Here is an 18,446-nt window from a genome sequence, read left to right as displayed (position 1 = left end):
CAAATCTGCCCTATAAAATGTCAGCACTGAGGGCGTGAGACAGCAATGTTCAGGTCAAACACGCTGTTTGAACTTACGGTGTTAACACGGCGTTTATTTGCAAATACTCAAACACTCCTGTTGCAAACAGCGTGTTTGACAAAAAACTCAAACATGGCGTTTCCAAACAGCGTGTTTGCCTTATTATTCAATAAAATCAATGACCCAATTTTATCGTCGCAGTGCTTTTGGGAATTCTCCACGCCCAACATTGTCTATATATTGCTCTGCAGTGCGCAAATATCTGTTGGATTGGTTGGCTATGCTGATGTGAGCGCGCTTGTTATGTCGCTCAATTGCAGCGGCACTGCGCGTTCTAGTGTGCCCGTACCTTGAGGGTGGTAAAAGGTTTGGCTTTAAACCTGCCATAATTCCCAAATCATAAGCCGATGCTTCGGAGTGCTTGCACCGCAAGTCCCACACCTTAAGCACGCGGTAAAGATTATAGGCGGAGGCATTTGCATAAATTGGGTATTTTGCCGAGGAGGTTCTGCGGCGCTCACTTATGGAACGCATAACAGTTGCGTTCCCGTAAATGGCTTTGATTTCTTCATGGATTTGATTGAATGAGCGGTAAGGATCAATGCGATACAATATATCGCCTTCCGCAATATCGGGCTGTTTGCTTACAAGAGCGCTCTGCTCGGCAAACAGATACTTTCCATGCTTCCACCAATCCTCGAACGCAATATCAAAAATATTTCCAAAGTCCTGATACAGTTTAGATAAGTGGCCCTTGCCGTTATTTGCACAGGTTATTTGATAGTTCCTGTTGCGTTTCAAAAACGCCCACCACCAATAATATATGGAGGCTTTATAAGGCTGGGCTTCCGGATAGGGCAGGTTGCGCCGTCCCTTAAACCGGCTTTTTGATGTCACACTGAGATAAGGTGGGGTGGTCTCAAACACCAGCGTTGCTGAGCTTTCATTGGCCTGATTATTGACCATGACTCCGTCTCCTTCAAAAAGTTAAGGAGTCAAAATTAGCTCGATTTAGTCTTTATAGAAGTATCAATCTGATGGTTTTAAAAATCGAAGATTGATCGGCGCAGCTCGTAGTGCCCCAAAATCTTTAAAACCCAGATGCAAACAAACAGGCCCAAGACGGCCCAATTATTGATGAAGGGAAACACTATGTCTGTTCAGACACAAATTAAGACTGACATCCACCAACGCCTCGATGCAATGCACGCAGCCCGTGCCGTGTGGGAAGAAGGCACGCTGCGTGCTGCCAACGATGAGCTCTATGCAATTCTTGAAGGGGTTTACGCGCTGTATGCGGAGCTAAAAACCGAGGTGGGCAAGCGCCGCGCGTTTGCAGCTCTTTTGACTGATCTTGAGATTAAAACTCAAGCAAACACCAGCCTTGCCCTTAAAGTGATCCGTTATGTGTTTGCGGGACAAGGTCGCCGTGAAGAAGCCTATGCACGGGTTGTGGCCATCGCTCACGACATGAAGGGGCCAGATCAGAGCTTCACCAGCTATGTGCAAGAATGTGGTGGCATTGAAGAAGTGCGCCGCGTGCCCAAATCTACAAAATCTGCGACTATGTCCAAAGAGGATTTTAAGAAGCTGGCGCTTGAGGGTCTGCAGGAAGTGCAAGTGGGCGTGAGCACGTTTGACCTGCCAACGTTCATCCAGCCAAACACAGATTACGAGGAAGACTATGCGGTCGCGCTAGTGCGCTGCAATGACAACGGCACAGGCACGATTGTTTACGGGTGTAACGAAGCGGGCATCATTGATGCTGTCTTGGTATCATCGGGCAAAGACTTGGATGAACGCGCCCAAGAAAGCCTCGCCAAGCTTGACGCAGGTGATCTGGCAACCAAGCGTGCACGTGATGTGCGTGAGTTTGCCTCCAAAATGATCCGCGTTGGTTCCGGTGCACAAGTCAGCGTGTCTGGCGGTGGCGTGCGCACAAACGGCGCAGCACCCCATACCTATGGATAAATCTAACGGTGAGTGGGGCAGTCATATTTTGCCCCACTCCATCTACATGCATCCAAAGGAGCTGAGCATGTCATTTGATCTTAAACACCTACCACGCAGCTTTGGCGATTTGGTCATTGCGGACCCGCTCAATGCCAGTGTTATTCGCTCATATTGTGAGCTGCCACCCGCTAAGCCTTTGTTGCTTGCAGGCCCACCAGGTGCAGGCAAGACAGAAGCGGCACGTGTGATCGCTCACAGTTACTTTGAGCATCACAATATTCAACACATGCAGTGGGAGTGTAATGCTGCCAGTCTTGGTAAAGACTATGAAGCCAAGATCATGTCTGAGGTAAACTATCAGATGTTTGGCAATCCTGACAAAGCCATGATCGTCATCAACGAGATCGATGAGATGGACCTACGCACAGTGCAGCCCAAGTTCCGCGAGTTTATGGATAGCAAACGGCATCTGATCCGTTTTGTGGCCACGACCAACCACAAGAGCCGCATCATGGGTGCCGTGCTCAGCAGGTTCCGCGTGATTGACCTAGACCCGCCCAGCAACCTTGATTGGGTCGATCGTGCAAAGGCTATCTTGGAAGCCGAGGGGCTGACCCCGGCAAGAGCTGATGTTGAGCAGATGCTGCAGAGCTTTCAAGGCAGCGCACGTGATCTGATCGATCTCGTTGAAGCGACGGTTATCGCCAGCAAGGCGCTAGCGCCATGACCAATGCTTTAGACACATACAACAAATGCATCGCAGCGCTTCATCTAACCTGTCAGATCGCCAACGAATACGATGTGCGGCTGTGGCATATTGTTGAAGAGGAAGTGCCAGCTTCACATGCTGATCTTGATAGTCGCGATTACGCCTGTGAGCTGGACAGCGCTGTTTCAAAGATACCTTTTGACAGCAAAATCATTTTAAGACCCAACAGCGTCATGCAAAAAATCGATGAAGAGGTCTATCTTGTAAAGCTGCAGTCGACGTTTCGTTTTGGTGATAACGTTCACGACTACTTTACCCTCAATGGATGTTCAGCCCTATTTGACGGTACATTAGAAGAGCTGACTGCGACGTATGTAGCGCCAGCTGTTGTCTTGGGCGCATTGGACCATGCCCTCTATGTTTCCAACAAAGCTGAACTCAAAGACTTCGAATTAGCTGGCTTTTATGAAAGCCACCTACGCGACCTTGCAGAAGGGCGCTTTGCTGAGTTCGCGGCGCTACTGCCTTGGCTTGAGCATTTTTGGACACGGCTGAGTGCGTTAAAGGCAGAACCTCAGTTTGCACATCTAGTAAAACAGCTGCAGGTGATCTTGCCCGCCATCGATCAAGTGCACTTGTACGACTTCGCCAAATACAAAGTACTGCTCAAGATGGCAGGCGATTTTGCTCCCTTAGTCAATCATCTGCAATTGGCAAAGCAGCAAGTCGCTGTGAGCACACCCTGAAGGCTTTAACTGCGCAGTTTTGCTTGAGCTGAACCACACAGCCCAAAACCTCATACAATCAGTATAGTATGAGGTTTTTGCTTAACTCATTGAATTCATTGACGGACCATTTGGTGCCATTTCCGGTCGCCCAACCAATACCTCAGACTTTATACTCAAAGCACACAAAAGCTTAGGTTTTGAGGGGATCAGCACATGCGCCAAGCACAGACATTGAACGAGGCGCAACTGCGCAGGGTTATACAGTACTGCCGCAGTCGTCGTCATCCAACACGTGACGAGACAATCATACTCACCAGCTTTTACGCAGGGCTGAGGGCCAAGGAGATTGCTGCGCTCACCGTGGGCAACGTGTTTGATGAAGCAGGCAACGTGCGTGAGCAGTTCATCCTAAGCGCAGCACAGAGCAAAGGTGGGCACACACGCACGGTGTATTTGAACCAGCGCCTACGCAAAGCACTTGGAGACTATGGTGCGAGTAAATACTTGGGCGATCCACAGCGCCCGCTGTTTGAAAGCCAAAAGGGCGGGCACTTCTCAGCCAACACCATGTGTCAGCTGTTCTTGGACATTTACAAAGCTGTGGGTCTCAAGGATGCTTCAAGCCATTCGGGAAGACGCACTTACATCACGAGGTTGGCCAACAAAGGCGTGGGGGTGCGCTTGTTAGCAGAGCTGGCGGGGCATAGTCACATAAGCACTACCCAGAGATATATCGATGTGAATTCTGAGCAGCTTAGCGAGGCTGTGGAGCTGCTGTAGGCGCTTTCGGCCCTTAGCGGACCTTGGTGGGTCGCGCAGCTAAGGTCGGGTCTGAGCCCTTATTCCCAGATGCTGCACTGCAAACATTTTGAAGTAAGCACGGAAACCGGCCGTTGATTCATGGAGTGCGTCGGGAAAAGAGGAGGGGCACGCGGTTGCTCCTCGCGGATGATTTTGTCGACAGCATTGCGCCTATTTAGGCTCCACAACGCCACCGGCAATGGGGCGGGCAAAAAAGTTGCTACGGGTTGGTCAACAGATACTCGCAGGTTTTTGTGTCAAAGCCCGAAATGCGAAACCCGTCCGCGAAAGCAGCCGTAAGTGCTGCGCGCACGCGCAGGCGTTCGGCAACGGCGCCCTTGAGGTTGTTCGACAGAAGTGCACCGAAATCAGCAGGGATTGCGACACGGAGGTCGCCGCCGGTGACAGGCGGGGTGCGCGGATTTTCGGCGCGGTGTACGACTTCGGGCGCGGTTAGGTGCCATTCGGCAAGCAGGCGATCCGAGGCGACACCGGCGTTGATACCCTCCATCTTGCCATAGTAATCATGGTAGTAGGTCCCGGCGGTCGCCCCTAACCTTGCGATGTTCAGGTTCGCGTTGACGCGGCGGAGCGGGTCATAGGTCCAACGCACCGTCGTGATACCTCGTTCAAGACACCAGTCGCGCTGATACCATTTCAGCTTTACGCCCAGCCCCATGCCGCGGCTATCTGGATGCACGGCTAGTCGGTGCGAATGCTGCACATCGGGTTGACTGGTTGGAAAACCAAAGAGAAAGCCCAGCATGCGCCCCTCGGAAAAAGCACCGGCAACCAATCCCCCTTCGTGCTGAATCGCGAGCATGATGTCAGAATTGTCGGCCGGGTCGTCTTGTCCCCAGACTTCGCGTTGAAACGCCTCAGAACGTTTTAGTTCTTCAACCGAGTTCAACTCGCGTATCGTCAGTTCTGGCGTCGGCTGGTTCATGTCCCAATCTCCTCAACGTGATCGGTAACGGATTTTAGATAATCGTGGTCCAGCGTCACGCCGATGCCGGGGCCGGTTGCTGGAACGGGCATCTCGCCGTTTGAGGCTTCCAGCGGTTCATTGATGATGTCACGCTTGAAATAGCGGCTGGCGCTTGATGTATCCCCGGGTTTGGTAAAATTGGCCAAAGTTGCAAGGTGGATATTATGCGCGCGACCGATGCCTGCCTCCAGCATGCCACCGCACCAGACCGGAGCCCCAAAGGCCGCACTTGTGTCGTGGATGGCACGGGCCGCGGCAAACCCGCCAACGCGACCGACCTTGATGTTGATGACCCGCGCCGCCCGCATTTCCAGGGCTTTGCGTGCATCGCTGGCGCTGCGGATGCTTTCGTCCAGACAGATCGCCGTTTTTAGCGATGCCTGCACTTGGGCGTGATCATGGATATCGTCAAACGCCAGCGGCTGTTCAATATAATCAAGGTTGAAGCCGTCCAGAGCCTGCAGAACCGGCAGGTCAGCAAGCCCGTAATCGGTATTGGCGTCTACCGTCAGCTTAATATCGGGGTACTGGTTGCGCACGGCCTCGACGATTTTGACGTCATGGCCTTGTGCGATCTTTAACTTGGTGCGTTTGTAGCCGCTGGCCAAAGCTTCGTCGATGCGATCAAGGGTTTTCTCAATAGGTGCGATGCCAAGGCTGACGCCGACATCAACAGAATTGCCCACACCGCCGAGGGCTGCCTTCAGGGGGATGCCAAGGCTTTTGGACCACATATCCCAGAACGCCATTTCAACAACGGCTTTGGCCATCCGGTTGCCGCGCCACGGCGCGAGATATGGCTCCAGCTCGTAAGGAGATGCAAATCGCTTGCCGATGATCGAGGGCAGCAGAACATCACGCAGAAAGGCCATTGCGCCGGGAATGGTTTCCTCAAGATAGTCGGGGGTTGGGTCCATCACCGCCTCGGCTATGCCCTCAAGCCCTTCGCCCTTCAGCACCAAAAGCGGGAATGTCTTGCAGGTCATAGTGCCGCTTGAGATGACAAAAGGTGTGAGCAGAGGCAGGCTCACGATCCGCAATTCGGCAGCTTCGATCAGGATACCTCCACGCAGGGCGGTAGGGGCAAAAGCGGTTGAATGTTCTGGCATATTTTTGACCTAAATGGCTTGAGATTTCAGGGCGGAAACCCCGCTAGCTTACCTTAGAGATAAAGCGCTTGAATTCTTCTGTCTTGGGATTGGTGAACATTTCCTCTGGCGGGCCTTGCTCGGCAATTCGGCCTTCATGCAGGAAAACAACTTCAGAGGATACATCGCGGGCAAAGCCCATCTCGTGGGTCACGACAATCATTGTGCGCCCTTCAGCGGCGAGCGATTGCATCACCTTCAGTACTTCGCCCACCAACTCGGGGTCGAGCGCGGAGGTTGGTTCGTCAAACAGGATTGCATCGGGTTCCATTGCCAAGGCGCGCGCGATGGCGACTCGTTGCTGCTGCCCACCCGAGAGCTGCGAGGGGTACATCTGCATCCGATCCTCAAGCCCAACGCGCTTGAGCAGTGCCTCGGCCTTGTCGCGGGCCTCTGCCTTCGCGACGCGTTTGACCTGTATCGGTCCTTCCATCACATTTTCCTGAACCGTGCGGTGTGTCCAGAGGTTAAACTGTTGAAACACCATGCCCAGACGGCTGCGGATGCTCTCGATATGGCGCGCATTCTGCGGTTTACCGTTGCGTACAATGACTTCTTCGCCCTGAACCGTCACCTTGCCAGAGGTTGGCGTTTCGAGGAAATTGAGACAGCGCAGGAAGGTGGATTTTCCAGAACCCGAGGAGCCGAGGATCGAGATCACGTCATGTTTGTTCGCTTCAAGTGAAATGCCCTTGAGAACTTCGAGGTGTCCAAAGGATTTATGGATATCTTCGGCTTTTAGAACGGTTTCCGCTTGGGTCATCCTTGGGCTTCCTTCACTGGCACCGTGGTGCCACGTGGTTTGTTATGGGCTTCGATATGGCGGCTTAGACGTCGTTCTGCTTGTCGCCAGATCAGCACAAAGATTGCAGTGATGCAGAGGTAGATTACAGCCGCCCAGAGGTAGACCGAAAAATCGAATGTCTTGGAAAATACCTGCCGCGTGCGGCCCATGATATCAAAAACCGTCACCACGCTTGCCAGCGCGCTGGCCTTCATCAGCAAAATGACTTCATTGCCCAAAGCGGGCCACGCGATGCGATACGCATGCGGGTAGACCACACGGCGCAAAGTTGTGAGGCGGCTCATGCCGATGGCTTTGGCAGCCTCGATTTCGCCACGGTTCACGCCCATGATACCACCGCGCAGGATTTCAGTTTGATAGGCGGTCGAGTTCAGCGCAAAGGTCAGGAGGGCGCAATTGAACGGATCCCGAAAGAAATTCCAGAGGCCCCATTCTGTTAAGAACGGACGAAATTGGCCCGAACCATAGTAGATCAGGAACAGCTGCGCGAGGATCGGCGTGCCGCGCATAAACGAGATGTAAAGCCTCAGCGGGGCTTGGACCATTGTCGGTGCCTGCACGCGGATCAAGGCGAACGCCGGAGAGAAAAACGCTGCAATTAAGGCGCCAAGAAGCGTCAGTTTGATCGTCATGAGTGTGCCATCAAGAAGGCGCGGCCAGTATTGGATGAGGACGTCGATCGGGTTCATTTCATGCCCTCCTTACGCCACGATTGGCACGTTTTTCCATCCGCGCCAGAACCACTTCCGACAGCAGGCAAAGCACCCAATAAATCAGGCAAGCCACAAGATAGAAGGTGAAGGGTTGTTTCGTGACCCCAACGGCCACTTTGGTCATGCGCATCAGATCATCCAAGGCGATCACCGAGACAAGCGCTGTATCTTTAAGCATGTTGATCCAGAGATTGCCTAAGCCGGGCAGCGCAAAGCGCCACAATTGCGGCAACTGGATCCGAAAGAATATCTTTCGCTGGCTCATACCGATTGCGCGGCCAGCCTCGGCCTGTCCTCTATCAAGCGAGTTGAACGCGCCTCGGATCACTTCGCCCGCGAAGGCACCGAACACCATGCCAAGCGCGATAACACCGGCTGCAAAGGGGCTGAAATTAGTGCCGCCGCCGTCAGGGTTCCACCAGCGTAGCGCCGAATTCAAAAGCAAACCAACGCCGTTATAGACCACAAACAGGGTTAGGATTTCCGGCAACCCGCGCATGACGGTTGTGTAGCCGAACCCGAAAAAGCGCAGAGTTCGCAACTGCGACAGCGAACAAAACGCCGCAAGAAATCCAAGGGCGAGCCCGACGGGCAGCGTTACGATGGCAAGTTGCGCCGTAATCGCCAGCCCGCGCAGAATTTCATCCCCCCAGCCGGCATCGCCGTATGCAAAGAGCTCATACATGGCGTGGCCTTGTGGTTGGGGGGACAAATTGCATCATTTCATCGTATAGACGTCGATTTCGAAATACTTGTTGTTGATTTCAAGATAGGTTCCATCAGCACGCATTTCTGCAAGCGCATTGTTCAGGTTCTCGCGCAATTCGTCATCTTCCTGACGCACGGCCATGCCAACGCCGTCGCCGACAAAGGCAGGATCGGTGATCGGTTCGCCTCCCAACTCACAGCATGCGCCGTCTTCGGATTTTGTGGTCCAATCCAGCATCGGCAGCATGTCACCGACTTGCAGATCAATACGACCGCTTGCCATGTCCAAATTTACTTCGTCCTGCGTAGGATAAAGGCGGACTTCGGCGTCAGGATAGGTTGCCTCGGCAAAGTCGGCCTGCGTTGTTCCCGACTGCGCGCCAATGATCAGGCCCGAAAGAGATTCATTGGTGAATTCGATGATATCGCTGCCCATTGGGACAACATGCGTCATCGCAGCAAGATAGTAAGGGTCAGTGAAATCAACCTGCTGTTTGCGTTCTTCGGTGATGAACATCGACGCAACGATCACATCATATTTGTTTGCCAGCAGGCCGGGGATGATACCGTCCCAGTCTTGGGCTACAACATCACATTCTACATCCATGCGTTTGCACAATTCCAAGGCAATATCGATGTCGAAACCGGCGATTGTCCCATCAGATTCGATGTAATTGAACGGAGGGTACGCGCCCTCGGTTCCGATTGTCACAGTTTCTGCGGTGGCTTGCACTGCAAAGGCTGCCGTGAGGGCCGCCGTCGCGATCATTGTCGTCAGTTTGGTTTTCATTTTGGTCTTCTCCCGTTGAGTTTGGTTTTCGTTACTTCATTATTTGGGTGACAGGGTCGCCCACATGGCCTGTGATGCGCCCGAACAATTCAGCGATTTGGTTCAGCCGGTCCCCTGTATCGGGGCCAAGCTCCATGAATACGCCGTTGATCAGAAGGTTGCCCAGACTCGCCATAAGGGCGGTGGAATCCCAGAACTGGTTAACTTGCGTCGGCACGGCAAACACCTCATCGGCGACCCCATTTCCCCAGTCACAATAGACGTCAGTGATCAGCGTGACAGGTATGCCCGCGCCATGTGCTTCTTGCGCCAGCACCTTGGCCTGCCGCGAATATCTGCGGGCCTCGAAGATGACCAGGCAAGCGGCGGTGTCCGACGCCAGCAATTCAGAAAAATTCCCTCCGGCAAGGTCCATCAACGTCACGCTATCGCGCAGATATTGCAGTTGGTTTGCGAAATATTGGGCGATGCCCCGTTCGGTTTGAAACCCGGTGATAAAAATCCGTTCCGTCTTGGCCAGACGTTTTACCACACGCTGCCAGTTCTTTGTTGTCGCCAATTCGTAGACAGACACCAAAGCAGCAATTTCCATCTCCATCCCGCGCGCAAGATGGGACTCATTGTTTTCCGAGTTTTTGCGAAGCTCGTTCAGACGTTCACTCATGAGCCAAGGATGGTCCCCGATGTGACCTTTCAAATGTTCCTTAAGGTTCCTGAAGCTCTCGTAGCCGATCGATCGGCAAAAGCGACCTACGGTGGCTTCGCTCACCTTCACTTTCGCTGCGATACTTGCGGCCGTTTCAAAAGGAAGTTCCGTCAGGGAGCCACTCATGTAGCTGGCAATCGCCTTGTCCGCTTTACTGCCATTCCTCATGGAATTGGAGAGAAGGGTCTCTATTGGCAGGGGCAATTGTGAACTCCGAAACGGCTTAGGGATTCGCCGTACATTGAAAGTTTTATTCCAAATTGTCAAATCTCAAATATTTCTGTCATTTTGACTGCAGAACCATGCGATACTGAAATATTATGAGCCAGTAACAGGGGCGGCGGTTGTTTTAAATGACACACTATCGCGCACAGTGTTGCATACGGGCGCAGTATTCTTGACTGGCAACAATGTGGGTTCAATTCAAAATCACCTCACTGCCCCACCGGACCGCAAGCTGCCGGGTACCCAATGGCGTCGCAGGGCCTGGAAGCCAATTCTTCGATTTCGGAGTGAAGTCCGCTCTGATCAGGTGAAACCAGACCTTGGTATTGCTTGACCGAACGGCCGCAAAGTCCCGCACAGCGGACCTCTATCCAAACCGCAGCGAACTACCGCTTTCCGCCCAAGATGTAGCCCTTAGCTACTCGCTGGTTTCTGTATGTGCATCAAACTCATCCCGCGATAGCTCATACCGCTTGCCCGTGAGCATGTCCTTCTTGAGGCGCGGTGTCAGATGACTGTAGTGCCGCTCAATCATGCCAATGCTGGTGCCCATCTGCACAGCCAGCGCATGTATATCCATCCCGTCGTTGAGAAGAGCAAAGGTCGCGTAGGTGTGGCGTAGGCTGTAGAGCGTCCTATTCTGCCCTGTGCGCGGACATATGATCAGCCCTGTATCTGTGAGGAACTTGCGGAACGTCTGGTGGATGTTCTTTGAGACTGTGCCATCTGGCAACCTAAACACTGGCAAATCTACACGCTGCTTGAGCAGGTCTTCAAAAGGGATGTGGCGTATGTCCTCTGACCGCTCGTGTATGCGCTTGAGGTAGTTGATGGTTCCACTGCGGCATATGATGTCCCTGCGACCAGTCTTGCCAGTCACGCTCATCTCTAGGTACTGCAGGTCCTTTTCCTCAAACAGCGTCACATGCTTCCACTTGAGGTTCAGCGCCTCTGTCCCGTGGCGCATGCCTGTATTGGCCATGATCAGCACATAGTCCCGCATGAGGTGACGCATGTCTGTGGGTTTGCCCGCCTTGCCTGAGTTGATCCAGCTGGGCAGTTTGCGGATCAATGTGGCGTATTCTTCGCGGGTGAAGTCTGGGCGGCGTTCGCTCTTCTCACCACGGTTTACCAGCAGTGGTACATTCTTGTGCGCGATAAAGCCCCGCGCCACAGCTTCCTCAAGCACACGGTTCATAGCTGAGTTATGCGTGTTGAGCGTTGAGGCCTTCGGCTCACGGCCCATCTTAGCCCGCCGCCACTCGTAGAACTGTTGCACCTTCTCATAATCAATGGTGGTCACAAACTGTGCCCCAAAGAAGGGGATCAGGTAACGCTCAATACACACGATGTAGTCTGCAAACACTTTACGCCCCAAGCCTGCATCCAGCTGCTTGCTCATATCGGCAATCGCCAGCTTAGCAACATCAGAGAACTTCTTGGTGACTACAGGCAGGTCGTTCTTGTGGCGGAACTTGTATTCAAGAAACGTATCCCGCGCATACTCTTTAGCTTCAGCCAAATCACGCTTGCCGGTACTGATGCGGATGGTGTGCCCGTCAATCACAAAGGCCGCCTGCCAGCGCTTGCTGCGCTCACGGCGATACACCCGCACCTCGCCGTCCAGTATCAGATGTGTATCTTCGCGCAGCTGTCGCATGTCATGCTCCTTGCCAAACAATATGGCTCAAAGCACCAACAAGTCTATCAAAGTGTGTGTTTGAGGGTTTAGCGCTTGGTAGTTGAAGCAGATTCAAGGTTGTTGAAGCTTTAAAGTTGATATTGTCGAACGCGCAGCCACGTGTAACTGAAAATTTATAGGTTATCAGCCAGCCACCACAAAGGCGTTGGTTCAATCGTCTTCGTCACATGAATCTGGTGCAGCCGTTCGAGTAGCTTCTTTTTCAAATCATCATCCCCTGAATGAAATGGACTGGTGCGCGAAACAAATTCCGGCGAGGGGTTTCTGAATTCGGCAGTCCAACTAGCCAAGTGAAACAAAATAGGTACGAAAGCGATCCCAGCTTCAGTGAGGAAATAAAGTTTCTTCTGTGCGTGATCGTCCGATTTTTGAACATTCAACAGGTCCAGCTGTACCATATAGTGCAATCGTGATGACAGCGAAGCCGAAGAAATTCCCTCACGATTGTTTTTCAATATCTCGTTGAAGCCACGTCGATCAAATAACGCAATTTCGCGGATAATTATTGGGATCCACTTGTCAATAAGCAGGTGTCCAGCCAGGCCGATTGGGCACATTTCCTCTTCGACGATTTTCAAGTTAAGCATGTCATGCCTCCAAACCACTTTAACATACAGACTAGACGGTACATCTGCGTCAGGTCAACCTGTTCTAAGAAATGGTTAGTTCAAAAAAAACTGGAGGCTTTCGGATGTCTACTCCCAAATTTATCGCCATCACCGCAGCTACTTGCCCCGCAGCAAGCAGATCTGGCGCTTTGAACGAATTGGCCAACTTCGCGCAGGACTGCCGACAAAATGGCGCAGTTCGCGTGACATATGGCAGCTTGATCTCAGGCCGCTATCCCGGGGCTTTGGTGAATGTTCAGTTCTTTGATGACCTACAAGGATTTGAGAGCGTTATGAACATGATCCCGCAGTCCTCCGCCTATTCGCGTATGATCAGCGATCACGCTGTAGCGCCCTTTGCTCGAAATGTATTTCGGGGTAAACCGATCGAATTTGAGCCAAAACTTGAGCCAACGCCCAAGTATCTGATGTTGACGAGGGCCCATCGTCGGTCTTTGGAAGAAACTGCAATGCTAGATTTGCTAAACAAGACCGCGCCCGTGTTCAAATCAGCAGGTGCACAGACCATGCGCATGGGACAAACACTTACTGGGTCTGATCTTGGGACATACATGTTGGGTGTAACCTATCCTGACATGTCGGCGATTGAGAGAACCTACGACGCTTTGGCGGCCAGTCCTGAATTTGGGCAGCTGATGAACGGTCTCGAAATCGACATGCGTTCAATCACGAAAATTGCTGGCATCCTTTAGGCACTTACGAAACTGACCGATTGGAGGACGAATATATGCAAGACTTTATACTCTATCTGGCATTTTACGGGTTGATTGTCGTTATTGTAATCTTGGCGCAAGTCTTGGTAGCGGCCCAGCAGGTCGGGCTATCGACGCTTGCCGGCAATCGAGAAGATCTCGTTCTGACAGGCCTTGCTGGGCGAATGGAACGCGCCGCGAATAACTCGCTGCTTGCGCTCGCTTTGGTAGCACCTGCAGTTTTGATGACCCATCTGTCCAATGCCGCCGACAATTTGGCTGATCAACTGATGCTGACGTTCCTCCTCGCTCGAATTGCATATGTCGCACTCTACGCGCTCGGGATCGTTTGGTTCCGAACCGCTGCTTGGGTAACGGCCTTCGTATGCACCGCTCTGCTCTATGTGGGCTTGGTTCTTTGACTTGTCAAAAATTTGTGGCGCCTTACTCGCTTAATGAAATCCAATAATTAAACCAAAGGAAAGAATAATGCCGATAGAAGTGAAAAGTTTCGCGTCTCAAGCCGATGAAGCCAAGGATATGCCGAACGCTCGTATGGAAGCTGTTAACGTTCTTGGTCAGCGTGTGATGAAGCTCACACTCGCACCAGATTGGAAATGGTCGAAGGACATCAAGCCGATCGTGGGTACAGCCAGCTGCAAAGCAACGCATGTTGGGATCATTATAGAGGGTACAATTCATTGCGTATGCGACGACGGCTCCGAGGCAACCTACACTGCGGGTGACGCATATGCCATCTCACCAAATCACGACGCTTGGTGTGTGGGCGGCAAACAAGCAGTTGTCTTTGAGTTTGCTGGCATGTGGGGAGAATGAAAGATGTCGCTCTACAAAAAAATCAAAGCCGCCCAGGATGGTAAGGACATTGAAGGTTATCTGGATTGTTTGCATGAAGACTTCGTTTTTGTTCGGCATCAGTTGGGTGCGGAGGTTAGCAAATCAGACTGGATGCCTACATTAACGGCTATGATGGAAAGCGATACATTAAGCTTCAGCAACCAACGGTGTCTCTATGAAAACGAAGAGATCATGGTTGAGCACTCACTTATGACTTTCCCAGATGGGACATCAGAGGCCGTGATGGTTGTCAACCTGCTCAAAGATGGGAAAATCATTCGCACTGAAACGGGAGCGACGCCGATCAAGTAACCTGAAACATCCAAAAGGAGAGTAGACAATGCCAATGTTAGCTATGTGCATGCCAATCTTACCGGGCAAATTGGACAAGTGGAAAGCGATGATGGAGCAGGTAAACGCTACACCTGACTTTGCAAACTCACGAGAAGCAGCCGGTGTTCATGAAAGATCATTCTTACAGCAGACACCAGCAGGAGATTTTCTCATCATTACAATGGAAGGAAATGATCCTGCTGCGAGTTGGGCACAAATAGTGTCTACAATGCCTCCTGAATTTGCTGAATTCGCCGCCGAGGTTCATGGATTAGATGTGAGCGCACCGCCGCCTCCACTTCCTGAGCTTTTTTTCGATAGTCGCGCACAATTAGGTGAGGATTGAAGAATGTTATTTATGGTCAAGCTCACGCATGATTACTCGACGTGCCAAGCGCATCATCCAGAAAAATTCCCGTTATTCAGGGATACATTAGCAAGCGTCGGCGATCACGGGATCAAGGTGCACGGTCACTATTCCAATCGTCTAGAACATACGGCTTTCATGGTATTAGAAGCCGATAACTTTGAGCAGCTTGATGCCGCATTCGATCCAATCCTTGAAATGGGGAATTTTGAGGTCACTCCGATTGTGGAAAAGTAGCCTTCGAATGCGCTAACCACTTTAACACTCATACTGGACCAAGTTTCATCGTGATGCTGACTTCATGCGTGGCGATATCGCAAATAAAAGGGAAATAAAAATGCCAACAGCCACCGATTTTTTGAATGCTTTCCGTCACGGGTTTCGGGAAAAAGATGCGTCGCAATTAGACGCTCTCACCACAGATGATTTTGTGTTTACGTCAATAAGCTCAGGAACACACAGGAGCAAAACGGAAGCGTTAGAATGGTTAGTGAGTGGAGATTGCATCTCTATTGATGACTACGTGATCATACAGGACACGGATGATTGTATGGCGGGCACGCACACTGGCTCAGGAAAAGATTGGAAGGTTAACGCGTTTTTCTTTGCAAAAAAAGTGAACGGTAAAGCTAGTGAATGGTACGTGACAGGTGTTTCAGTAAACAAGTAGTGTAAATACAAAGGAGTTGAGGAATGCCAAAAAAACTATCGATTGTTCGTTTCAAACCCAAGCCTGAATGTTTTGATGAATTCTTGCAAAATATCCAAGACTGGCACGCCCAAGTATTCGCAGATGGTGACCACCGTTTAATGCGGACTCATGAGGAAGTTGTTGCCATAGTTGTTAGAGATAGCGAGTTGCTAGAAGAAAATATCAAACGTGGGGTAGATTGGTTAGATAGTCAAAGACTGCTCTTGCAAGAATACAACGATGTAGATCGTCACACGATGCCAATGACGGGGGATCTCGTAGTCTAGCATTAGATCGACTCGTCATATTTGTAGTGCTAAAATTATTCATGCCGGTGTGTGGGACCTACTAACACCCACGGTGTTGGTAACGACACCAATCGTGTCCCAAACCACGTCCGCCCAAAAAAATCCGCCAACACAGTGTCCCCAACACAGTGTTTGAACGAAAAACTGAAAACACTGTGTTGGCGGCACACTGGGCAGCACAGAGTTCAGTGACCCAAGCCCAACTCGGCAACGTGTGAATTTATTGTTGAATGCATTTCGATGTTTTGTAGGCTGCTGCTATGTCGGGACACATTAAAGAACAGAACCTGTGGCAATCGGTGTTGTTACGTGTAGTGAAGTCAATGAATGTCAGTGCTACCCCTATAAAGGGGTCGTACGCATTTTTAATAAAATTCCAAATATTTCAGACAGCCTGTGATGTAATTTCTATTTGTGAACGAAACCGTCATTCTTCGCCCGCGCACCAATGGCAAGTTCGCCAGACTGGTTCGAGAAATCAATACAGCTATGGCCGAGAATAGGGGTGCCATTTTTCAGGAAAATACTGACAGGGCAAGTTTGAAGACATGCTCTAATTCATCCTGAGCCGCGCCCTGTTTCTGTAGCTCCATCGCACTAGCGATCTGTGCATCAATATAAAGGGCTGCCGTCCTTGAGGGTATGTTTGAGGCGAACTGTCCTTTTGACTTCGCCCTTTCGATCCACTGTTCAAGGCCACACAAGGTCTGTTCCCGGAACTTGTCGGCACTTTTCCGCGCGAGCATTCCAAGATCATCTTTGCTGCGGCACATTGTAACCTGAAGGCAGCCATCCGGCAAACCGTGCGCCTTGTGGTCCAAAAGGACGAAATCAGTGAGCGCTTGCAAGGCTTGACCAAAGGGAACATCATCCGTGAGAACATCTACCAATGGCGCCAGGATGGTCGCCTGATATGCTATCAGGGCGGCCTGTTTCAGCCCATCTTCGTTACCGAACTCCCGATAAATGCCAGGCTTGGACACACCAGCGCGGCGGCTAATCTCGTTTATAGAAACGCCCGTCGGCCCATCTGCCCAATAGCTTTCCACCGCGATTTTAAGCACATGATCCCGGTTCATGGTTTTCGGGCGCCCGCGGGCGGGTTTGTTTCCTTTTGTGTTCATAAATAAATACCCGTTAGTATTTTAAGCTTGCATGGGCATTAAAATACGCAATAGTATAAAATTAGCAACAACGTGCAGCGACTTTCGGCAAGAGAAAACTAGACTTCAGCATGCGCGTAGCGATCGAAGGGATCAAAAACTATGGGACGTGCTTGGCCAATTCTCATCCTGCTCGGGTTCTGTCAGTTCTGCGCAAGCTGGGGCTCGCTTGCCATTATCGCGGTACAGGTTGAGATGCGATCTGGCCTGGGGGTATCGGCAGAGGATGTCGCAGCGCTGGTATGGGCCTTTTCATTCTCGCTTGCGGTTGGGGCCTTGGTCGCGCAGGTTCTGATCGGCCATTGGGAGCGCCGCGCAGTGCTATTTGTCTCACTTGCCTTGCTAGGTTGCGGCGGCATGGCACTTGGATTTGCGCAAAACTGGGAGCAGGCAATGGCAGCTCGGGTAGCTATGGCCCTAGGTGCCGCTTCAGTGATGCCCACGGCCTCAGTCATTGCGGCATCACTGGTGACAGAGGCGCAGCGCCCGGCCGCTATGTCTGTGGTTTTTGGCGGGCTCACAACATCATTAGTGGTGGCCCTGCCAATCTCCAGTGCTGTGGCCGAGGCAGCTGGCTGGCGCGCTGCCTGGTTCGTGGCGGGAGGTGCAGCTTTTGTTGCCGCATTTGGCGTGGTGTTTGGCGTTTCTGGTGGCGTACGCGGCACTCGAGCCTCATTTACGGCTATGCTTGCGGTCCTGGCTGACCGTGCCACATCAATGACCATCGCCACCACGCTTTTGTTGATCTGCGGCGGCTTCATCACCTACGCAATGATCGCATTCTGGCTTATCGAGGTGGGGGAGGCACCACGCACAGCGCTGACAACGGCCCTATTGGCAGCCGGTATCGCTTCAGTGATTGGCAATGCCTTTTCCTCCCATTTGGTGCGTTTGCTTGGGCGCGATGGTACAATCCTTGGTGGCCTCGCTTTCACGGCAGTTTGTTTTCTGATCCTCTGGGCGGCACCCCACTTCTACTGGCTATCATACCCGGCGTTTATTTTCTTTGGTGTCGGCTGGGCCCTTTGCTTGGCTCCGTTGCAGGCGCGGCTGATGGAGACAGCGGGCGCACGTGCCCAACTGGCCCTAGCTCTCAACGCATCTGCGTTTTTTGGAGGTCAGGGGCTGGGCGCAGCGGGCGGTGGCGCTGTTTACGAAGCTTATGGCCCGGTTGCTTTGCCAATTGCCTCGGTTGCTGTGCTTTCGTTAGCAACACTCCTGTTCTTCATATCTAAGCAGACAAATCCGCCTTCCAAGGCGAAGACTACGTGAAAGCGGGCATTTGTTCTGTATGAAGTGGAGCGCCAGGCAAGATACCAGCTATTAGCTGCATCTAGATCCGTAGAAAATTTGGGCTTTAAGCTGATCTTAGCCGCATCGGCGGCGAATACCCGCTATGTGCCAAAAG

24 protein-coding genes are annotated in these 18,446 nt (G+C 51.8%); 13 read left to right on the top strand and 11 right to left on the bottom strand.

Annotated features, from left to right (window positions below; all coding sequences use genetic code 11):
* Positions 1 to 210: 210 nt before the first annotated feature.
* A complete protein-coding gene (locus DSM117340_RS11025; protein ID WP_038010145.1) occupies positions 211 to 987 on the bottom strand; it encodes a hypothetical protein in 777 nt (258 codons plus the stop codon).
* 186 nt (positions 988 to 1,173) lie between these two features.
* Between DSM117340_RS11025 and DSM117340_RS11020 the strand changes: the two genes are divergently transcribed.
* The 4 genes from DSM117340_RS11020 (at position 1,174) to DSM117340_RS11005 (ending at position 4,191) form a co-directional block, all read left to right on the top strand.
* Positions 1,174 to 1,992, top strand: a complete 819-nt coding sequence (locus DSM117340_RS11020) for a hypothetical protein (protein WP_354689614.1) — start codon at positions 1,174 to 1,176, stop codon at positions 1,990 to 1,992.
* Between the two features lie 67 nt (positions 1,993 to 2,059).
* Positions 2,060 to 2,701, top strand: coding sequence for an AAA family ATPase (locus DSM117340_RS11015; protein WP_354689613.1), 642 nt, complete (start codon positions 2,060 to 2,062; stop codon positions 2,699 to 2,701).
* Complete coding sequence (locus DSM117340_RS11010) at positions 2,698 to 3,429, top strand: hypothetical protein (RefSeq protein ID WP_354689612.1); 732 nt, start codon at positions 2,698 to 2,700, stop codon at positions 3,427 to 3,429. The genes DSM117340_RS11015 and DSM117340_RS11010 overlap by 4 nt, the downstream gene beginning before the upstream one ends.
* A 195-nt stretch (positions 3,430 to 3,624) precedes the next feature.
* Positions 3,625 to 4,191 carry a tyrosine-type recombinase/integrase gene (locus tag DSM117340_RS11005; RefSeq protein ID WP_048599855.1) on the top strand — a complete coding sequence of 189 codons (567 nt, stop codon included), beginning with the start codon at positions 3,625 to 3,627 and terminating at the stop codon, positions 4,189 to 4,191.
* A gap of 241 nt (positions 4,192 to 4,432) precedes the next feature.
* Here DSM117340_RS11005 and DSM117340_RS11000 read toward each other — a convergent pair whose 3' ends face one another.
* From DSM117340_RS11000 to DSM117340_RS10960, 9 genes are all read right to left on the bottom strand, one after another.
* Positions 4,433 to 5,158 carry a GNAT family N-acetyltransferase gene (locus DSM117340_RS11000; protein ID WP_038010067.1) on the bottom strand — a complete coding sequence of 242 codons (726 nt, stop codon included), beginning with the start codon at positions 5,156 to 5,158 and terminating at the stop codon, positions 4,433 to 4,435.
* A complete protein-coding gene (gene menC / locus DSM117340_RS10995; RefSeq protein WP_089889195.1) occupies positions 5,155 to 6,309 on the bottom strand; it encodes an o-succinylbenzoate synthase in 1,155 nt (384 codons plus the stop codon). Before menC ends, DSM117340_RS11000 begins: the two co-directional genes overlap by 4 nt.
* Positions 6,310 to 6,352: 43 nt before the next feature.
* The gene (locus DSM117340_RS10990) at positions 6,353 to 7,111 is read right to left on the bottom strand and encodes an amino acid ABC transporter ATP-binding protein (protein ID WP_354689611.1); all 759 of its coding nucleotides are present in this window, start codon (positions 7,109 to 7,111) and stop codon (positions 6,353 to 6,355) included.
* On the bottom strand, positions 7,108 to 7,842 hold the full coding sequence (locus tag DSM117340_RS10985) for an ABC transporter permease (RefSeq protein WP_354689610.1): 735 nt from the start codon (positions 7,840 to 7,842) through the stop codon (positions 7,108 to 7,110). Before DSM117340_RS10985 ends, DSM117340_RS10990 begins: the two co-directional genes overlap by 4 nt.
* A 1-nt stretch (position 7,843) precedes the next feature.
* On the bottom strand, positions 7,844 to 8,551 hold the full coding sequence (locus DSM117340_RS10980) for an ABC transporter permease (RefSeq protein WP_038010061.1): 708 nt from the start codon (positions 8,549 to 8,551) through the stop codon (positions 7,844 to 7,846).
* 33 nt (positions 8,552 to 8,584) lie between these two features.
* Entirely contained in the window at positions 8,585 to 9,364 is a 780-nt protein-coding gene (locus tag DSM117340_RS10975; protein ID WP_038010059.1) for an ABC transporter substrate-binding protein, read from the bottom strand.
* 31 nt (positions 9,365 to 9,395) lie between these two features.
* A complete protein-coding gene (locus DSM117340_RS10970; RefSeq protein WP_089889205.1) occupies positions 9,396 to 10,274 on the bottom strand; it encodes a MurR/RpiR family transcriptional regulator in 879 nt (292 codons plus the stop codon).
* A 439-nt stretch (positions 10,275 to 10,713) separates the two neighbouring features.
* Positions 10,714 to 11,955: a tyrosine-type recombinase/integrase gene (locus tag DSM117340_RS10965; protein ID WP_354689609.1), complete on the bottom strand. Its 1,242-nt coding sequence runs from the start codon at positions 11,953 to 11,955 to the stop codon at positions 10,714 to 10,716.
* Positions 11,956 to 12,110: 155 nt separating this feature from the next.
* A complete protein-coding gene (locus DSM117340_RS10960) occupies positions 12,111 to 12,584 on the bottom strand; it encodes a helix-turn-helix domain-containing protein (RefSeq protein WP_235281436.1) in 474 nt (157 codons plus the stop codon).
* A gap of 104 nt (positions 12,585 to 12,688) precedes the next feature.
* Between DSM117340_RS10960 and DSM117340_RS10955 the strand changes: the two genes are divergently transcribed.
* From DSM117340_RS10955 to DSM117340_RS10920, 8 genes are all read left to right on the top strand, one after another.
* On the top strand, positions 12,689 to 13,318 hold the full coding sequence (locus tag DSM117340_RS10955; protein ID WP_354689608.1) for a hypothetical protein: 630 nt from the start codon (positions 12,689 to 12,691) through the stop codon (positions 13,316 to 13,318).
* Between the two features lie 35 nt (positions 13,319 to 13,353).
* Positions 13,354 to 13,740, top strand: a complete 387-nt coding sequence (locus DSM117340_RS10950; protein ID WP_089894222.1) for an MAPEG family protein — start codon at positions 13,354 to 13,356, stop codon at positions 13,738 to 13,740.
* 67 nt (positions 13,741 to 13,807) lie between these two features.
* The gene (locus DSM117340_RS10945; protein WP_089894219.1) at positions 13,808 to 14,155 is read left to right on the top strand and encodes a cupin domain-containing protein; all 348 of its coding nucleotides are present in this window, start codon (positions 13,808 to 13,810) and stop codon (positions 14,153 to 14,155) included.
* 3 nt (positions 14,156 to 14,158) lie between these two features.
* The gene (locus DSM117340_RS10940) at positions 14,159 to 14,488 is read left to right on the top strand and encodes a nuclear transport factor 2 family protein (protein ID WP_280099343.1); all 330 of its coding nucleotides are present in this window, start codon (positions 14,159 to 14,161) and stop codon (positions 14,486 to 14,488) included.
* A gap of 28 nt (positions 14,489 to 14,516) precedes the next feature.
* Entirely contained in the window at positions 14,517 to 14,855 is a 339-nt protein-coding gene (locus DSM117340_RS10935; RefSeq protein WP_089894217.1) for a hypothetical protein, read from the top strand.
* A 3-nt stretch (positions 14,856 to 14,858) separates the two neighbouring features.
* The gene (locus DSM117340_RS10930) at positions 14,859 to 15,113 is read left to right on the top strand and encodes a DUF3303 family protein (protein WP_089894215.1); all 255 of its coding nucleotides are present in this window, start codon (positions 14,859 to 14,861) and stop codon (positions 15,111 to 15,113) included.
* A gap of 100 nt (positions 15,114 to 15,213) precedes the next feature.
* The gene (locus DSM117340_RS10925; RefSeq protein ID WP_038006142.1) at positions 15,214 to 15,546 is read left to right on the top strand and encodes a hypothetical protein; all 333 of its coding nucleotides are present in this window, start codon (positions 15,214 to 15,216) and stop codon (positions 15,544 to 15,546) included.
* Positions 15,547 to 15,569: 23 nt separating this feature from the next.
* Complete coding sequence (locus DSM117340_RS10920) at positions 15,570 to 15,854, top strand: hypothetical protein (RefSeq protein WP_038006146.1); 285 nt, start codon at positions 15,570 to 15,572, stop codon at positions 15,852 to 15,854.
* A 536-nt stretch (positions 15,855 to 16,390) separates the two neighbouring features.
* On the opposite strand, the gene DSM117340_RS10915 is transcribed toward DSM117340_RS10920, so the two are convergent.
* Entirely contained in the window at positions 16,391 to 16,999 is a 609-nt protein-coding gene (locus DSM117340_RS10915) for a TetR/AcrR family transcriptional regulator (protein WP_089894207.1), read from the bottom strand.
* A 141-nt stretch (positions 17,000 to 17,140) separates the two neighbouring features.
* Between DSM117340_RS10915 and DSM117340_RS10910 the strand changes: the two genes are divergently transcribed.
* Entirely contained in the window at positions 17,141 to 18,310 is a 1,170-nt protein-coding gene (locus DSM117340_RS10910; protein WP_089894205.1) for an MFS transporter, read from the top strand.
* Positions 18,311 to 18,446 lie beyond the last annotated feature (136 nt).

Source organism: Lentibacter algarum, from assembly GCF_040580765.1.
Lineage (GTDB): Bacteria > Pseudomonadota > Alphaproteobacteria > Rhodobacterales > Rhodobacteraceae > Lentibacter > Lentibacter algarum.
This window is presented reverse-complemented; position numbering and strand designations above follow the sequence as displayed.

What these genes read in the sequence shown, in the direction of transcription:
- DSM117340_RS11025 (WP_038010145.1), bottom strand. Translation starts at nt 987, where the DNA reads ATGGTCAATAATCAGGCCAATGAAAGCTCAGCAACGCTGGTGTTTGAG.
- DSM117340_RS11020 (WP_354689614.1), top strand. Translation starts at nt 1,174, where the DNA reads ATGTCTGTTCAGACACAAATTAAGACTGACATCCACCAACGCCTCGAT.
- DSM117340_RS11015 (WP_354689613.1), top strand. Translation starts at nt 2,060, where the DNA reads ATGTCATTTGATCTTAAACACCTACCACGCAGCTTTGGCGATTTGGTC.
- DSM117340_RS11010 (WP_354689612.1), top strand. Translation starts at nt 2,698, where the DNA reads ATGACCAATGCTTTAGACACATACAACAAATGCATCGCAGCGCTTCAT.
- DSM117340_RS11005 (WP_048599855.1), top strand. Translation starts at nt 3,625, where the DNA reads ATGCGCCAAGCACAGACATTGAACGAGGCGCAACTGCGCAGGGTTATA.
- DSM117340_RS11000 (WP_038010067.1), bottom strand. Translation starts at nt 5,158, where the DNA reads ATGAACCAGCCGACGCCAGAACTGACGATACGCGAGTTGAACTCGGTT.
- menC (WP_089889195.1), bottom strand. Translation starts at nt 6,309, where the DNA reads ATGCCAGAACATTCAACCGCTTTTGCCCCTACCGCCCTGCGTGGAGGT.
- DSM117340_RS10990 (WP_354689611.1), bottom strand. Translation starts at nt 7,111, where the DNA reads ATGACCCAAGCGGAAACCGTTCTAAAAGCCGAAGATATCCATAAATCC.
- DSM117340_RS10985 (WP_354689610.1), bottom strand. Translation starts at nt 7,842, where the DNA reads ATGAACCCGATCGACGTCCTCATCCAATACTGGCCGCGCCTTCTTGAT.
- DSM117340_RS10980 (WP_038010061.1), bottom strand. Translation starts at nt 8,551, where the DNA reads ATGTATGAGCTCTTTGCATACGGCGATGCCGGCTGGGGGGATGAAATT.
- DSM117340_RS10975 (WP_038010059.1), bottom strand. Translation starts at nt 9,364, where the DNA reads ATGAAAACCAAACTGACGACAATGATCGCGACGGCGGCCCTCACGGCA.
- DSM117340_RS10965 (WP_354689609.1), bottom strand. Translation starts at nt 11,955, where the DNA reads ATGCGACAGCTGCGCGAAGATACACATCTGATACTGGACGGCGAGGTG.
- DSM117340_RS10960 (WP_235281436.1), bottom strand. Translation starts at nt 12,584, where the DNA reads ATGCTTAACTTGAAAATCGTCGAAGAGGAAATGTGCCCAATCGGCCTG.
- DSM117340_RS10955 (WP_354689608.1), top strand. Translation starts at nt 12,689, where the DNA reads ATGTCTACTCCCAAATTTATCGCCATCACCGCAGCTACTTGCCCCGCA.
- DSM117340_RS10950 (WP_089894222.1), top strand. Translation starts at nt 13,354, where the DNA reads ATGCAAGACTTTATACTCTATCTGGCATTTTACGGGTTGATTGTCGTT.
- DSM117340_RS10945 (WP_089894219.1), top strand. Translation starts at nt 13,808, where the DNA reads ATGCCGATAGAAGTGAAAAGTTTCGCGTCTCAAGCCGATGAAGCCAAG.
- DSM117340_RS10940 (WP_280099343.1), top strand. Translation starts at nt 14,159, where the DNA reads ATGTCGCTCTACAAAAAAATCAAAGCCGCCCAGGATGGTAAGGACATT.
- DSM117340_RS10935 (WP_089894217.1), top strand. Translation starts at nt 14,517, where the DNA reads ATGCCAATGTTAGCTATGTGCATGCCAATCTTACCGGGCAAATTGGAC.
- DSM117340_RS10930 (WP_089894215.1), top strand. Translation starts at nt 14,859, where the DNA reads ATGTTATTTATGGTCAAGCTCACGCATGATTACTCGACGTGCCAAGCG.
- DSM117340_RS10925 (WP_038006142.1), top strand. Translation starts at nt 15,214, where the DNA reads ATGCCAACAGCCACCGATTTTTTGAATGCTTTCCGTCACGGGTTTCGG.
- DSM117340_RS10920 (WP_038006146.1), top strand. Translation starts at nt 15,570, where the DNA reads ATGCCAAAAAAACTATCGATTGTTCGTTTCAAACCCAAGCCTGAATGT.
- DSM117340_RS10915 (WP_089894207.1), bottom strand. Translation starts at nt 16,999, where the DNA reads ATGAACACAAAAGGAAACAAACCCGCCCGCGGGCGCCCGAAAACCATG.
- DSM117340_RS10910 (WP_089894205.1), top strand. Translation starts at nt 17,141, where the DNA reads ATGGGACGTGCTTGGCCAATTCTCATCCTGCTCGGGTTCTGTCAGTTC.